14 protein-coding genes and 1 pseudogene are annotated in these 14566 nt (G+C 70.4%); 6 read left to right on the top strand and 9 right to left on the bottom strand.

Annotation, left to right across the window (positions count from 1 at the left end):
• Window positions 1-343, top strand: a pseudogene (locus AC3XYG_RS00390) (dihydroxy-acid dehydratase); the annotation flags it as partial.
• 9 nt (window positions 344-352) lie between these two features.
• On the opposite strand, the gene AC3XYG_RS00385 reads toward AC3XYG_RS00390, so the two are convergent.
• Window positions 353-1288, bottom strand: coding sequence for a LysR family transcriptional regulator (locus AC3XYG_RS00385; RefSeq protein WP_489137833.1), 936 nt, complete (start codon window positions 1286-1288; stop codon window positions 353-355).
• Between the two features lie 180 nt (window positions 1289-1468).
• Here AC3XYG_RS00385 and AC3XYG_RS00380 point away from each other — a divergent pair, with 180 nt between their 5' ends.
• The gene (locus AC3XYG_RS00380) at window positions 1469-2566 is read left to right on the top strand and encodes a phenylacetaldoxime dehydratase family protein (RefSeq protein WP_489137832.1); all 1098 of its coding nucleotides are present in this window, start codon (window positions 1469-1471) and stop codon (window positions 2564-2566) included.
• A gap of 120 nt (window positions 2567-2686) precedes the next feature.
• A complete protein-coding gene (locus tag AC3XYG_RS00375) occupies window positions 2687-3730 on the top strand; it encodes an aromatic ring-hydroxylating dioxygenase subunit alpha (protein WP_489137831.1) in 1044 nt (347 codons plus the stop codon).
• 10 nt (window positions 3731-3740) lie between these two features.
• Here AC3XYG_RS00375 and AC3XYG_RS00370 read toward each other — a convergent pair whose 3' ends face one another.
• From AC3XYG_RS00370 to AC3XYG_RS00340, 7 genes are all read right to left on the bottom strand, one after another.
• Complete coding sequence (locus tag AC3XYG_RS00370) at window positions 3741-3935, bottom strand: hypothetical protein (RefSeq protein WP_489137830.1); 195 nt, start codon at window positions 3933-3935, stop codon at window positions 3741-3743.
• 22 nt (window positions 3936-3957) lie between these two features.
• Window positions 3958-4770, bottom strand: coding sequence for a purine-nucleoside phosphorylase (locus AC3XYG_RS00365; protein WP_489137829.1), 813 nt, complete (start codon window positions 4768-4770; stop codon window positions 3958-3960).
• Window positions 4771-4796: 26 nt separating this feature from the next.
• The gene (locus tag AC3XYG_RS00360) at window positions 4797-5705 is read right to left on the bottom strand and encodes an ABC transporter permease (protein ID WP_489137828.1); all 909 of its coding nucleotides are present in this window, start codon (window positions 5703-5705) and stop codon (window positions 4797-4799) included.
• Window position 5706: 1 nt separating this feature from the next.
• Complete coding sequence (locus AC3XYG_RS00355; RefSeq protein WP_489137827.1) at window positions 5707-6741, bottom strand: ABC transporter permease; 1035 nt, start codon at window positions 6739-6741, stop codon at window positions 5707-5709.
• 187 nt (window positions 6742-6928) lie between these two features.
• A complete protein-coding gene (locus tag AC3XYG_RS00350) occupies window positions 6929-8440 on the bottom strand; it encodes an ABC transporter ATP-binding protein (RefSeq protein ID WP_489137826.1) in 1512 nt (503 codons plus the stop codon).
• A gap of 26 nt (window positions 8441-8466) precedes the next feature.
• Entirely contained in the window at window positions 8467-9456 is a 990-nt protein-coding gene (locus tag AC3XYG_RS00345) for a BMP family ABC transporter substrate-binding protein (protein WP_489137825.1), read from the bottom strand.
• A 145-nt stretch (window positions 9457-9601) separates the two neighbouring features.
• The gene (locus AC3XYG_RS00340) at window positions 9602-10207 is read right to left on the bottom strand and encodes a TetR/AcrR family transcriptional regulator (RefSeq protein ID WP_489137824.1); all 606 of its coding nucleotides are present in this window, start codon (window positions 10205-10207) and stop codon (window positions 9602-9604) included.
• A 119-nt stretch (window positions 10208-10326) separates the two neighbouring features.
• Between AC3XYG_RS00340 and AC3XYG_RS00335 the strand changes: the two genes are divergently transcribed.
• The 3 genes from AC3XYG_RS00335 to AC3XYG_RS00325 all read left to right on the top strand — a co-directional run bounded on the left by AC3XYG_RS00335 (window position 10327) and on the right by AC3XYG_RS00325 (window position 13780).
• Complete coding sequence (locus AC3XYG_RS00335) at window positions 10327-10923, top strand: hydrolase (RefSeq protein ID WP_489137823.1); 597 nt, start codon at window positions 10327-10329, stop codon at window positions 10921-10923.
• 441 nt (window positions 10924-11364) lie between these two features.
• Complete coding sequence (locus AC3XYG_RS00330; RefSeq protein WP_489137822.1) at window positions 11365-13140, top strand: putative bifunctional diguanylate cyclase/phosphodiesterase; 1776 nt, start codon at window positions 11365-11367, stop codon at window positions 13138-13140.
• A gap of 160 nt (window positions 13141-13300) precedes the next feature.
• A complete protein-coding gene (locus tag AC3XYG_RS00325) occupies window positions 13301-13780 on the top strand; it encodes a response regulator (protein WP_489137821.1) in 480 nt (159 codons plus the stop codon).
• Window positions 13781-13801: 21 nt separating this feature from the next.
• Here the strand turns inward: AC3XYG_RS00325 and AC3XYG_RS00320 are convergent.
• Window positions 13802-14566: M10 family metallopeptidase C-terminal domain-containing protein (locus AC3XYG_RS00320; RefSeq protein WP_489137820.1), on the bottom strand; the 765-nt coding region annotated here is incomplete at its 5' end.

Raw genomic sequence — 14566 nt, 5'->3', positions numbered from 1 at the left:
CGGCGACGGCCGCCAGTCCGGCACGTCAGGGTCGCCCTCGATCCTGAACGCCTCGCCCGAGGCGGCGGCCGGCGGCGGCCTGGCGCTGCTGAAGACCGGGGACAAGGTGCGGGTCGATCTGCGCCAACGCACCGTGAACGTCCTGGTGTCCGACGAGGAATGGGCCCGCCGGCGCGCCGATCTGGACGCCCAGGGCGGCTACAAGTACCCGGCCAGCCAGACTCCGTGGCAGGAGATCCAGCGCGGGATGACCGATCAGCTGGCCGGAGGCATGGCGCTCAAGCCGGCGCTGAAGTACCAGCGCGTCGCCCAGACCAAGGGCATCCCGCGCAACAACCACTAAAGACCGTCTTTAGGCACCGGACAGTGCAGGGGGCGCAGACAGCGCCCCCTGCCGCCGCGCCACCGAGACGATCCAGGACCGGAATTCCGGGCCGAACGGCTTCGCCAGCGCGGCGCGGTCCCAGGCCAGGAAGTACGGGAAGGGCAGCGGCATGCGGTGGTCGACCGGGATCACCAGCCGGCCGGCCGCCACCTCGTCGGCGATCATTGCCAGTTGCCCCAGTACCACGCCGCGGCCGCCCACGGCGGCATCGATCGCCGAGCCCGACAGCGAGAAGGTCAGGGCGATCTTCGCCTCGACCGCCCCCAGCCCGGCGCTGTGCGCCCACTCCGCCCAGCCCGGCAGGGTGCCAGGGGCGAGGTCCCAGTCGATGCCCAGCAGCGGCAGTGCCAGCAGATCGGCCGGGCCGCGATATCGCCGGCCCGCCAGCAGCACCGGCGCGCAGGCCGGCACGATCCAGTCGGTGAACAGCTCGGCATAATGGTCGAACAGCCGGGCCGGGTCGCCATAGGTGATGCGGAAATCGGTGCGGTCGAGGCCGAGGCGAGGCTCGACCTCGGTGCCGATCAGCCGGATCGGCGCGCCGGGGTGGCGATCCTGCCAGTCGAACAGCCGCTGGCCGAGCCATTTGCCGGCCACCGAAGGCAGGCAACTGACCACCAGCCCGCTTTCGCCGCGCGCCCGGGCCAGGCTGTCCTGCGCGCCACGCAGCTTCGTGAAGCCCTGGGCGATCTCGCGATGATACAGCCGGCCCCAATGGGTCAGCTCCAGCCCCTTGCCACGGCGCTCCAGCAACTGCACGCCAAGCGCCTGCTCGATCCGCCGGATCTGCTGGCTGACCGCGCCGGGCGAGACGTTCAGCTCGGCCGCCGCCTCGGTCACGCTGCCGCGCCGCCCGACCGCCTCGAACGCCTGCAGGGCCCGCAAGGGCGGCAATGATTCCATTCCTCTGCCCCCGTGGACGGCACCACGCCATTCTCGGGGAGCGCGGAGAGCGACGCAATGATGCCGGGCCCAAGGCCCGCAGCCGCAGTCTATGGAATGAGCCACCGCCTTGATACCAAAGACCAAATTGTCATTCTGGAGAGGCCGGGCGCTAGATGGCGCAGCCCCAGGAGGAAGACGATGGTCGCCCCCGCACCCGATTCCGCCGGCAGCACCTGCCCGCATCTCGCAGCACCGGCGACGCCGGCCCTCGCCTCGCGCAAGCCTGCGGCATGGCAGCCGGTGGCCCCGGCCTGGTCGGCCCGCTTCGCCACGCGGTCCGGACAGATGGTCGCGGCGCATTTCTCGACCGAGGGCGACGCCGGCGACCATGCCGCGCATCTCCGGCGGATGACAGAATTCTTTGCCGCGACGGACGGCCCGGCCCATGTCGAGCACGGCACCCATTCCGACCGTGTCGGCCGCGCCTGGATCGTCTCGATCGCCTATTGGACCGACCCCGGGGCGTATGACCGGTGGAACGAGGCCTCCGGCTTCGACGCCTGGTGGGACGACCCGCAGCGCCTGAGCCGGCGGACCGGGCACAGCCGCGAGGTGCTGACCATCCCGCTCGGCCGGCTGGAATCCATCTTCGGCACCGCGGATCCGGTCGGCGCGGCCTGCACGGGGCACCCGATCGACGGCCCGGTCGAGGAGCATCTCTACTGGGGCAGCATGCGCGACCGCATCCCGGCCGCGCGGGCGGACGGGCTGGCCAGCCCCTTCGGCGACACCCTGCCACGGGAAGGCGTGTCCGACACCCGGGGCCGCCGGGTGCGCGTGACCGCGCCGGAGAACCTCGTGCTCATCCGCTCCGGCCAGGACTGGTCCCGCTGCGGCGAGGAAGAACTGGACCAGTATGACGGGTCGGTGCGGCCGGCCCTGGTCGACGGGATGGCGTATCTGCGGGACAATCCGGACGCCACTGGCTGCTGCGACATGCGCTTCGCCACCGCGGTGACGCCGGATGGCCGGGCACAGGCCCGTGCCTTCGGCCTGGGCTTCTTCCTCAGCCTGCGCCATCTCGAACGCTGGGCGGAGCATCACCCGACCCATCTGGCGATCTTCTCGCGCTTCGTCGCGATGGCGGTGCAGCGCGAGCGGCTGGACACGAGGCTTTGGCACGAGGTGATGGTCCTGCCGGCGCAGGGGCAGTTGTTCGAATACGTGAACTGCCACCCGCAGACCGGCCTGCTGCCGTATTTCCCGGGACAGGTCCTGGAGGCGAAGACGTTTTAGTTTTTCTAAACCAGAACGCAACCGGAGGCGACTTGTCCCCTCCCGGCAAAGGCGCAGACTTGGCGGCACAGCAAAACCACCGCGGGCCGCGCCGAAGCCGGGCCCGGAAGGGGAAACGCCATGTATCTGCGCAACGCCTGGTATGTCGCCGCCTGGGACCATGAGGTCGGGCGCACGCTGGTGCCCACCACGATCCTCGGCGAAGGCGTGGTGTTGTATCGCCGCGCGGACGGGACGCCGGTGGCGCTGGAAGACGCCTGCCCGCACCGCAAGCTGCCGCTGTCGATGGGCCGGCTGAAGGGCGACGAGGTCGAATGCGGCTATCACGGCCTGACCTTCGACTGCAGCGGCGCCTGCACCCGCGTGCCGGGGGCCGAGCGCATCCCGCACATCGCCCGCGTCCGGTCCTATCCGCTGGCGGAGCGCTACGGCCTGGTCTGGATCTGGATGGGCGAGGCCGACCGGGCCGACCCGGAGCTGATCTTCCAAGTCGAGCATTACGGCGACCCGGCCTGGGGGCTGAACCGCGGCGAGTCGATGATGCTCGACTGCCACTACCTCTACATGACCGACAACCTGCTCGACCCCTCGCATGTCGCCTGGGTCCACCAGGGCTCCTTCGCCGGCGCGGGCTGCGAGGAGACGCCGCTGGAGACCACGCTGGCCGAGGACGGGGTCACGGTCTGGCGCTGGCTGCTCGATGCCGAGCCCGCCCCGTTCTACGCACCGTTCCTCAAATTCTCGGGTCCTTGCGACCGCAAGCAGCATTACGAGGTGCGCTACCCCTGCCACGCCATCATCCGCGCGGTGTTCACCCCGGCCGGCAGCGGCGGCGAGGACCGGCCGGCCCATCCCGATGTGTTCCTGATGGACAGCTACAACTTCATGACCCCGATCGACGAGAACCGGACCCGGTACTATTGGTTCCAGATGCGGAACTTCGCCCCTGATGACGCCGAGGTCTCGCGCAAATTCGCGGCCTCGGTGCGCGGCGCCTTCGAGGAGGACGCCGCCGTGCTGGCGGCGGTGCATCGCGGCATGGCAACCAAACGCACGCCCAATCTGAACCTGAAGATCGACGCCGGGCCGGTGCGCTTCCGCCGCCGCCTGGCCGGGATGATCGAGGCCGAGGCCGCCGCCGACGGCCGCGCCGCGGCAGAATAGCGGCTAACCGCTACGGAGCCGGCTTGGTGGGGATCTGCAGGCCGCCCTGTGGGCTGACTTTGACGCCGATCTGGCCCACGGCCGGCGCGACCACCCGGTCGAGCACCGAGGGCTGTTTCGCCCGCGGCGGCGGTTCGGCCGTCCCGGCGCAGGCAGTCAGCCAGGCCAGCGGCACGATCGCGGCAACGACAGCCAGTCTTCGCATGGCAAATCCCCCTTCGATCGTGTCAGATCGTCCGCACCAGGTCGTGGAACAGCCCGCCCATCCGTTCGGCGGTGGCGCGGGCGACCTCCAGGATCTCCTCATGGTCGAAATTCGCGCCGGGCAGGCCGGCGGCGAGGTTGGTGACCAGGGCCAGCCCCAGCACCTCGGCGCCGAGATGGCGGGCGGCGATCGCCTCCAGCACCGTCGACATGCCGACCATGTCGCCGCCCCAGCGGCCGACCATCTCGATCTCGGCCGGCGTCTCGAACATCGGGCCGGGAAAGCCGACATAGACGCCCTCGGTCAAGGCCGGGTCCAGCGCCTGGGCCGCCCGGCGCAGCCGCGGCGCGTAGCAGCCGGTCAGGTCGACGAAGCGCGGGCCCAGCGCCTCCGGGTTCGGGCCGGTCAGCGGCGACACGCCGGTGAAGTTGATGTGGTCGCGGATCAGCACCGGTTCGCCCGGCGCCATGCCGGGGCGCAGGCCGCCGCAGGCATTGGTCAGCACCACGATCTTCGCGCCGGCCAGCACCATGCTGCGCACGCCATGCACCACCTTGGCCGGCGGATGGCCCTCATAGAGATGGACCCGGCCGGCCATCACCAGGATGCGGCGGTCGCCCGCCTGGACGCTGCGGAACACGCCCTTGTGGCCGAGCACGGTGGTCGGCGGGAAGCCCGGGATCTCGGTGAACGGCACCTCGGCCACGGTGTCGCCGATCCGGTCCACCGCCGGGCCCCAGCCGGAGCCGAGCACGATGGCGGCATGATGATCGGCGCCGAGCTTCGCCTTCAGCGCCGCGGCGGCATCCTGTGCCAGGACATAGGGGTCTTCCATCGCGGCGGCTCCGTTCTTCTCGATCGTCAGATCATAGCACCGCGACGGCGGCGGCCGCGGGCGATCACCAGGGCGACCAGGGTGATGACATAGGGCGCCATGTCGGTGAGCTGGTTCGGCAGGCCCCTGCCCTGCAGCCGCAGCCCGGCCGCGTCGGCGAAGCCGAACAGCAGGCAGGCCAGGGCGACGCCGACCGGGTGACCCCGGCCGAGCATCACCGCGACCACGGCGATCCAGCCGCGCCCGGCGCTCATGTCCTCGGCGAACAGGGTGACGCTGCCGAGCGACAGCTGTGCCCCGGCCAGGCCGCACAGCGCGCCGCCCGACAGCACCGCGGCGATGCGGTAGCGGGCGACGCCGACGCCCAGCGTTTCCGACGCATCCGGCCGTTCGCCGACGCCGCGCAGCCGCAGGCCCCAGACGGTGCGGAACAGGAACACCGCGACCAGGATCACCAGCAACCAGGCCGCCCAGGTAATGACGCTGTGGCCGCCGAACACACGGCTGAACCACGGCACCGCGGCGATCCGCGGCAGCACGATGCGTGGCAAATCCTGCATCGTCGGGTCGGTGAAGGTGCCGGACACGCCGAACAGGATGCGCAGCAGGAAGGCGGTCAGCCCCGAGGCCAGCAGGTTGAGGCCGATGCCGATCACGATCGGGTCGCCGCGGAACCAGGTGGCGCCGAAGGCCAGGATGGCGGCGAAGGCCATGGTGCCGGCCAGGGCGACGGCGACGCCGCCGGCGACGCTGCCGGTGTAATAGGTCCCGGCGATCGCGGCGAAGGCGCCGATCAGCATCTGGCCTTCCAGCACGATGTTGAACACGCCGGCGCGGTCGCACAGCACCCCGGCCAGGCCGGCCAGCAGGATCGGCGTCACCGCCTGGATCGCCTGGGCGAACAGCACCGCGTTGAAGATCGACAACCAGTCCATCTTACCGGCCCCAGCGGCGCGGCAGGCCGTGGCGCATGGCCAGCAGCAGGATGATCACCGCCTGCAGCACCAGGGTCAGCACCCGCGGCACCTCCGTCGCCCGTTCCATGGCGAAGCCGCCGGTCTGCAGCGCCGCGAAGAACAGCCCGGCACAGACGGCCCCGACCGGTTCGCCCATCGCCAGCAGCGCCGCCATCAGCCCGGACCAGGTGTAGGCCGGCGACAGCAGCGCGCCGTCGGTGAAGCGGAACTGGTCGCCCAGCACCAGGATGGCGCCGACCAGCCCGGCGACGGCGCCGCTGGCGAACAGGGTGCGCACGGTCTGGCCGCCGAGATCGACCCCGCCATAGGCGGCGAAGCGCGGGTTCAGGCCGCGCAGCCGCAGCGCGTAGCCGGCGGTGCCGCGCCGGTCGGTGAACACGACAGCGGCGATGACGACCAGCAGCAGGACGAGGCCCCAGGTGATCGGCGTGCCCGGCACCAGCACCGGCAGCCGCGCCGCCTCGTCGATGCGGAAGGTCTCGGGCATGCCGGTGGACGGGTCGCGCAGCGGAAAGCGCGCGAGGTAGGAGGTGACGCCGCGGGCAGGGTAGCTGAGCAGCAGGGTCGAGATCAGCAGCGGCACGCCGAACTTCACCTCGCCCCAGGCGGCCAGCGCCGCATAGGCGCCGGAAACGGCCATGGCCGCGGCGATGGCGGCGGCCATCCGGACGAGGCCGGGCGCCGGCAGGTACAGCGCCACCAGCGCCGCCACCAGCCCGCCCAGCACCAGCTGGCCGTCGCCGCCGAGATTGACCATGCCGCCGCGCAGCGGGATGGCGGCGACCAGCGCCATGCCGACCAGCGGCACCGCCCGGGCGACGGTTTCTGCCCAATTCGGCCCGGCCACGGCGCCGGCCAGGATCTCGCCATAGACCGCCACCGGATCATGTCCGGCCGCCAGGGTGATCAGCGCGCCGATGACGAAGCCGCCGATGATTGCCCACAGCACGGAGGAGGTGGCGGCGGTGCGCAGGAAGCCGGCGGCGGCGGTCATGCCGGTCCCCTGCGCTGGAATTTTTCGCGTTGCCTCTCCCGCCTGGCGGGAGAGGTCGGACGTCTCTTGGGACGTCCGGGTGAGGGCTGGTCCCGGCCTCGACGAAGAACCCTCACCCGGAACCGCTTCGCGTCTCCGACCTCTCCCGCAAACGGGAGAGGCAACGCGTTTGAATTTGAATCCTCCATCATGCCGCCGCCCCCACCACGCCGGCCATCAGTAGGCCGAGGCTGGTTTCGGTGGCCTCGATGCCAGGCACCTCGGCGATCACCCGGCCCTCATACATCACCAGCACCCGGTCGGAGAGGGCGAGGATCTCGGTCAGCTCCGCCGAGACCAGCAACACCGCCCGGCCCTTGTCGCGTTCGGCCACCAGCCGGCCATGGATGAATTCGATGGCGCCGACATCGACGCCGCGGGTCGGCTGCTCCGCGATCAGCACCGGCGCCTGGTGGTCGAGCTCGCGCGCCACCACCACCTTCTGCAGATTGCCGCCGGACAGGGTGCCGACCGCAACGTCCTCGCCCGGGATCTTCACGCCGAAACGGGCGATCAGGTCGCGCGCCCGCCGCCGCATCGCCGCGCGGTCCAGCACGCCGCGGCGCGACAGCGGCGGCCGGTCGTGAAAGCCCATGGACAGATTGTCGGTGGCGCTGGCGCGCAGCGCCGTGCCGGTGTGGGCCCGGTCCTCCGGCACAGTGGCGATGCCGGCGGCGCGGCGGCCGGCGACACCCGCCGCGGTGACGTCGCGCCCGTCGACCTGCACGGTGCCGGCATCGGCGGCGCGCAGCCCCGCGACGGCCTCGATCAGTTCGGTCTGGCCGTTGCCGGCGACCCCGGCGATGCCGACGATCTCCCCCGCCCGCACGGTGAAGGACACGCCGTCGACCGCCGGCCGGCCCGGCGCCTGTACCGTCAGGCCATCGACCTGCAGCAGCGGCCGGCCCGGCATGGCCGGCGCTTTGTCGACCTTGAGCACGACGTTGCGGCCGGTCATCGCCCGGATGATCGCCTGCGGGTCGGTGTCGGCCGTGGCCATGCGGGCGGCGACACGGCCGTCGCGCAGCACGGTGATGCGGTCGGTCACCGCCATCACCTCATGGATCTTGTGGGTCACGAACAGGATGGTGCGCCCGTCCGCCGCCAAGCTGCGCATCACCGCGAACAGCCCGTCACGTTCCCGCGGGGTCAAGACCGCGGTCGGTTCGTCCAGGATCAGGATGCGGGCATCGCGGTACAGGGCCTTGAGGATCTCGATCCGCTGCTTGACCCCGACCGGCAGGGTGCCGACCCGGGCGTCGGGATCGACCGGCAGGTCGAAGCGCCGCGCCAGCTCCGCCACCCTGGCCCGGGCGGCGCGGCGGTCGATGAACGGGCCCCGCCGAGGCTCGTCGCGATAGACCACGTTCTCCCACACCGTCAGGCTGTCGAACAGCTTGAAGGCTTGGTGCACCATGCCGAGGCCGGCCGCGATCGCATCGATCGGCGTGCGGAACCGGCAGGGTTTGCCGGCGATCGCGAACTCGCCCTCATCCGGCTGCACCAGGCCGTACAGGATGCCCATCAGGGTCGATTTGCCGGCCCCGTTCTCGCCCATCACGGCGTGGATCTCGCCAGCCTCGACCGACAGGTCGACCTGGTCGTTCGCCAGCACGCCGGGATAGCGCCTGACGATCCCGCGCATCTCCAGGAATGCCACGGGCCCGGCCCCCCGACCGCGGCCGGTTACGGGGCGGCCGTCAGCGGGTCGGCCACCGTCACCGTGCCGGCGACGATGGCGTCACGGATCTCACGCACCTTGGCGATGACATCGGGGTGTTCGGCGATCAGGCATTTCGAAGTGGCGACGTCGTCGCCCAGGCCGGTCAGGGTGATGCCTCCTTCCTTCAGCCCGTAGGAGGTCAGCGGCGCCTGGGTGCCGGCCAGGATGCCCTTGACCGCCTGAACCAGGGCGACATCGACCTTCTTCTCGATGTTGTCCATCACCACGCCGGGCGCCAGCGGGCACTGGTTGACGTCGACGCCGAAGGCCAGGGTGCCCGGCGTCGCCTCCGCCGCCTTGAAGATGCCGCCATTGCCGCCGGAGGTGGCGGCCAGCACCCGGTCGGCGCCGTCGCTGATCAGCGACACCGCCTGCTGTTGCGACCGCACCGGGTCGGAGAAGGGGTTGTCGCCGCCGACCCACAGCGTCGGGCTGACCACGACCTCGTCATTCGCCGCCTTGGCGCCGGCGGCGAAGCCGTCGGTGAAGCGGTGCAGGAACGGGATGTCGAGCGCGCCGATGCTGCCGACCGTACCGCTGGCTGAGGTCAGCGCCGCTTCGGCGCCGGCGAGATAGGCGCCCTCATGCTCGCGGAACACGGCGCAATAGACGTTCGGCAGCGGCTTCTGGATGCATTGGTCGACGATCAGGAACTTGGTGTCGGGGAACTTGGCCGCGGCGTCGGGCACGATGTCGCCGAATTCGAAGCCGAGCACGATTACCACCGCCGCGCCTTCGCGCGCCGCCGCCTCGACATTCTGGCGGCGGGTGGCGGGGTCGGTGCTCTCATAGATCTTGGCCTCGCCGCCGATCCCGGCGGCCGCTTCCTCGGCGCCCTTGCGGCCGAGCTTGAGGAAGTCGTTCACCCCGAGCGGGTTGGGCGAGATGAAGATGATCTTGTTGCCGGCCGCCTGGGCCGGCGCCGCGGCGCCGATCGCCAGAACCGCCGCCATCGCAACGCGTCGCACGAGACGTAGATGGCGCATGGCCCTGCCCTTCGATCCGGAATGATGTGAACCGCGCCCCCCGACGCCGCCGAAGCATGCAGCTTTGAAGGCCGCCCGACGATTCGTCAATCTGCCGCGGCAGCGCCAGGCGTCAGCCCCGCTCCAGCCGGTCGCGCAGCATGCCCAGCAACTCGTCGCGCACGGCACCGCGCACGGCGAGTTCCGGTTCGGCGCTGAGGCCGACGACGACCTTGATCAGCTCCATCACCACGATCGCCAGCACCGCCGCCCGGTCGGCCGGCACCGGCGGCGCCGCCTGCATCAGCAACGCCGCAACCTGGCCGCGCATGCGCGGCCGCATCACCCGCTTGCGCTCCGGATCCGGCCGGTGCCGGGCGGTCAGCACGGCATAGGACGGGCGGGCGGCGAGAAAATCCTCCAGCGCCGCGAACAGCCGGTCGCCCAGCACCGCCGGTGGCAGGCCGCGCAGCTCCACCAGCAGGGCGTCCAGCATCTGCGACATGGCTTCGACCTGGCCGGCATGCAGGGCCTCGGTCAGCAGCTCCTTGGTCGGGAAGAACTGGTACAGCGACCCGATCGACGCCCCGGCCCGCGCCGCGATCTCGGTCATGGTCGCCGCGTCATAGCCCTTCTCGGCGAAGACATCGGCCGCCGCGGCCAGCAGGCCGGCCACACGGTCCCGGCCCCGCTGGCGCTGCGGCTGCTTGACGGCGGGGCTTGCGTTTTGTGAGGACATCCTCATATAAATCCAATGTGAGTTGACCCTCATATAACCCATCGGCGCCGGCCGGTCACCGCGGCAGTCCATCCCGGACAGCCGATGGCGGCCTGCGCCCGAAAACCGGACATCCCGCCATGCCCAACCCCATCCTTCCGACCATCGACCCACGCAGGACTGCCCTGGTTCTGATCGATGTGCAGAAGGGCATCCTGTCCCTGCCGTTGACGCCGCATTCCGCGGCCACGGTGGCGGCCAATTCCGCCCTGCTCGCCCGCCGCATCGCCGCCGCCGGCGGCACCATCGTCCTGGTCCGCGTCAGCTTTTCCGACGGCTTCGTCGATGCGCCGCCGCGCGCGGTAGACGTGCCGCTGGCGGTGCCATCAGGCGGCCTGCCCGCCGACTGGGCGGAGTTCGCGCCTGACTTGGCGGAGATCCGCCCCGACGTGGTCATCACCAAGCGGCAATGGAGCGCCTTCCACGGCACCGAGCTGGACCTGCAGCTGCGCCGCCGCGGCATCGACACCGTCGTGCTGGGCGGCGTCGCGACCAATTTCAGCGTCGAATCGACCGCGCGGGATGGCTGGCAGCACAACTATGCCGTGATCGTCGCCGCGGATGCGTCGAGCAGCCTGGGCGACGGCCTGCATCAGTTCGCGCTGGAGAAGACCCTGCCGCGCGTCTCGAAGGTGCGGACGGTCGAGCAGATCCTGGCGGCCCTGCCCGCGGCGTGACACCAGCGCCCACCGGCCGGCCCGCCCGGCCGGTGGGCTCACGCAGATCCATACCGGTGATTCGGTCAACCGCTTGTCGGACAGCCTGCTTTTCAAGCCGATCGCGACCGCATATGATTGGAATAGAGAGAAATTCGTTGCGATTTGTCGCAATCTGACCGATTCATTCGGTCGCAGGATAGCGTCGAACAATTGCATTTGCATAAAATTCTAAATATCTGAATTCCTTTCGCTGGCGGTGAAATCCGGTTCTAATCGCAGGAACCGGTTTGGTTGCCAGGATCCATTTTTCGACGAGGACCCACGGCCCATGAGCGGCAGACATCGTCCACCCCGGCCACGCTGCGGCGTGGCCCCGGCGGCTGCCGCCCGTCTTCCGTCAGCATGGCCCCGGCCCGCCCCGGGCGCCGCGGCATCGCCGGGAGTCGCGACCGGCACGCCATGACCGATATGCCATCAGACCATCTGGTCGCGCTGCAGCGCGACACATTGCAGGCCCTGGCCGACGGAGAAGCCCTCGACGCCATTCTGCTGAGCCTGGCCCGGGCGCTCAGCCGGCTGATCGCACCGGCCGGCGTCGCCTTCCTGCGGCTGGACGAAAGCGGCGCCAGCCTGTCGCTGGCCGCCCACAGCACGGTGCCTGCCGCCATCCTGCCGGCCTTGGCAACGATCCGTGTCGGCCCGGCCGGGCCGCCGCCCGCGGTCGCCGTCTTCACCAATGCCCCGGCCGAAGGCGGCATGGGGCCGGACGACGCGGTGGTCGCGATCGCCGCGCTGCCCCTGGCCGATGATGACGACCGGATCGCCGGCGCCCTGGTCCTGGCCGATCCTTCGGGCCGGATGCCGGCCCCGCCAAGGGCGCTGCTGGACACGGTGCGCCGACTGTTCGCCGTGGCGCTGCGACGCGACCGGCGCGACCGCGAGGTCCAGGACCTGATCTATCGCGACCCGCTGACGGGCCTGCCCAACCGCCGGCATTTCGAGGAGCGGCTGAACCAGATCATCGCCCAGGGCCACGAGGCTGAGCCGGTGTCGGTCCTGTTCATGGATCTGGACGAGTTCAAGAAGGTCAACGACACGCTGGGGCATGAGGTCGGCGACCTCTTGCTCGCCATCGTCGGCAGCCGGCTGCGCCGCGCTTTGTCGGCCGATGCCTTCGTCGCCCGGCTGGGGGGCGACGAATTCGCCGCCATCGTGACCGGCGCCGATGCCGGTGCCGCCCTGAAGGCGGCCGGGCGCATTGCCACGGCGCTGAAGGAACCGGCGATGCTGCGCGGCTACCGGCTGCCGATCTACTGTAGCATCGGCATCGCCACCTGCCCGGACCATGAATCGGACCCGGCCCTGCTGAAGCGCCTGGCCGACATGGCGATGTACTACGCCAAGCAGTCCGGCACGGGCATCGCATCCGCCGCCACGCCGGAGGTGCGCCGGGCGATGTCGATCTCCGTGGTCGAGTTCGACATTCCCGCGGCGCTGCAATCGGACCAGATCGGGCTGGTGTTCCAGCCCCGGGTCCATCTCGCCAGCGGCAAGGTGGTGGCGTTCGAGGCCCTGGCGCGCTGGAACCATCCGACCCTGGGGGTGCTGGCGCCGAGCCATTTCATCCCCTGGGTCGAGCGGCGGCCCGACCTGGCGCTGAAATACACGGAATGGCTGCTGACGACGCTGGCCGAGACGCTGATCCGGCTGCCGCGCGATGCGCTGGTGCCGATCTCGGTCAACATCCCGGTCTCCGTGATGCAGTCCGACGCCGTCTTCACCACCATGCTGGGCCGCATGGCCGAGGCCGGATTGCCGCTGAGCCTGCTGCGGATCGAGATCGTCGAGCGTGCCCTGACCCGGATGCCGGCCGAGGTCGAGGCCGTGGTCGAGCGCATGGTCGGCCTGGGCATCACTTTCGAACTGGATGATTTCGGCAGCGGCGAGGCCAATCTCGCCGCCCTCGCCCGCCTGCCCTTCGGCGCCATCAAGGTCGCCGGCGAGATCGTGCAGACGGTGGCGGACGAACCCCGCTGCGAGCGGCTGATCGACGCCGTGGCCCGCTTCGCCGAGACCTTCGGCCTGTCGCTGTGTGCGGAACATGTCGAGAGCCCCGCCCAGCTGGACATCCTGCGCCGGCTGGGGGTCGAGCAGGGCCAGGGCTACCTGTTCGGCCCCTCGGTCACCGCCGCCGGACTGGCCGGGGCGGTGCGGTCGGGCGGTGGGTCCGCGTAGCCATGCCGGGGCATCGATGGTAACGTTAACTTCAACATATGGATGTATTTGCTATCGCATTGAACTTCTGCGATTCCTTGCCGGCCGCATGGGGCCATGGCGAAGGAACGCCAGGGACCCGGGCCTGGAACGGATATGGAATTGCAGCGGGGACGACACGATGCCGGAAGCCGCCCACCTCGCCACCGGGGAAGGCACGCGGCATGACCCCGCAGGCGCCGGCGCTGTGAGCGGACAGGCCCGACCGTTGAAGATCCTGCTTGTCGACGACGATGAGCTGTTCCTGGAATTCGCCGCGACCATGCTGCGCGCCGCAGGCCATGAGGCCGAGACCAGCGCCAGCGCGGCGGAGGCGATCGCCGCCCTCGACCTGTATGACGACCGCAAGCCGCCGCGCGACTTCGATGCCGTGCTGATCGACATCGTCATGCCGGAAGTCTCGGGCACCGAATTGTGCTCGCTGATCCGCGGCCATGCCGGCTACCGCACGCTGCCGGTGATCATGATCAGCGCCACCCGCGACATGAGCCTGATCGACCAGGCGCTGACCGCCGGCGGCTCCTCCTACATCCAGAAGCCGATCCAGGCCGCGACCTTCGCCGATGAGATCGGGCGCAAGATCGAGGACGCGCGCGGCTAAAGCGCGTCCCCGAATCCGCCGCTACAGCACGAAATCCGCCGCCACGAGGACGAGGGTGCCGGTCAGGACGATGCTGACATCGGCATTGCCGTCGCCGTTCACGTCGCCGCTGACCACCGTCACCCCGCCGGCGCTGGTGAAGCGCAGCTCCCCGGCATGGTGGGTGAAGGCGGTGCTGCCGATGAAGCTGAACGCCTGATTGCCGGCCACCACCGCATTGGCATCGATCTGGCCGAGGTCGAGGCGATCGCCCTGGGCATGGCTGAAATCGGTGATCCGGTCGGCGGCAGCGACCGTGCTGTCGCCCGGGGCGACATAGACGAAGCGGTCGGCCCCGTCGTTGCCGGCCATGCTGTCCCGGCCGGCCCCGCCCTGGATCACGTCGTTGCCGCCATTGCCGACCAGGGTGTTGGCCCCGGCATCGCCGATCAGCGTGTCGCCGCCGCTGCCGCCATAGACGCCTTCGATCGACACCAGCGTGTCGCCCTGGGCGTTGCCGCCGCTGCCGATGCCGGTGGCGAGGTTGACCGTCACCGCGACCGAGCTTTCGCTGTACATCGCGAAATCGATGCCGTCGCCGCCATCGAGACGGTCGGCCCCGGCCGCCCCGCGCAGCACGTCGGTCCCGCCCTGGCCCAACAGCACATTGGCAAGGGCATTGCCGGTCAGGATGTCATTGGAGGGCGATCCGTGGATGTTCTCGAAATCCGCCCCGGCGCCGAACTGATCGCCCTGGGCGTCGCCGCCGGAGGCCGTGAGGGTGGTCAGGTTCACCGTCACCCCGGC

This window comes from Inquilinus sp. (assembly GCF_057815775.1).
Note: the sequence above shows the minus strand (reverse complement) of the source record. Positions and strands in the feature narration are given on the sequence as shown.

Bases quoted from the DNA above. Each gene is read 5' to 3' on its own strand.
- AC3XYG_RS00385 (WP_489137833.1), bottom strand. From the start codon at position 1,288: ATGGAATCATTGCCGCCCTTGCGGGCCCTGCAGGCGTTCGAGGCGGTC.
- AC3XYG_RS00380 (WP_489137832.1), top strand. From the start codon at position 1,469: ATGGTCGCCCCCGCACCCGATTCCGCCGGCAGCACCTGCCCGCATCTC.
- AC3XYG_RS00375 (WP_489137831.1), top strand. From the start codon at position 2,687: ATGTATCTGCGCAACGCCTGGTATGTCGCCGCCTGGGACCATGAGGTC.
- AC3XYG_RS00370 (WP_489137830.1), bottom strand. From the start codon at position 3,935: ATGCGAAGACTGGCTGTCGTTGCCGCGATCGTGCCGCTGGCCTGGCTG.
- AC3XYG_RS00365 (WP_489137829.1), bottom strand. From the start codon at position 4,770: ATGGAAGACCCCTATGTCCTGGCACAGGATGCCGCCGCGGCGCTGAAG.
- AC3XYG_RS00360 (WP_489137828.1), bottom strand. From the start codon at position 5,705: ATGGACTGGTTGTCGATCTTCAACGCGGTGCTGTTCGCCCAGGCGATC.
- AC3XYG_RS00355 (WP_489137827.1), bottom strand. From the start codon at position 6,741: ATGACCGCCGCCGCCGGCTTCCTGCGCACCGCCGCCACCTCCTCCGTG.
- AC3XYG_RS00345 (WP_489137825.1), bottom strand. From the start codon at position 9,456: ATGGCGGCGGTTCTGGCGATCGGCGCCGCGGCGCCGGCCCAGGCGGCC.
- AC3XYG_RS00340 (WP_489137824.1), bottom strand. From the start codon at position 10,207: ATGTCCTCACAAAACGCAAGCCCCGCCGTCAAGCAGCCGCAGCGCCAG.
- AC3XYG_RS00335 (WP_489137823.1), top strand. From the start codon at position 10,327: ATGCCCAACCCCATCCTTCCGACCATCGACCCACGCAGGACTGCCCTG.
- AC3XYG_RS00330 (WP_489137822.1), top strand. From the start codon at position 11,365: ATGACCGATATGCCATCAGACCATCTGGTCGCGCTGCAGCGCGACACA.
- AC3XYG_RS00325 (WP_489137821.1), top strand. From the start codon at position 13,301: ATGCCGGAAGCCGCCCACCTCGCCACCGGGGAAGGCACGCGGCATGAC.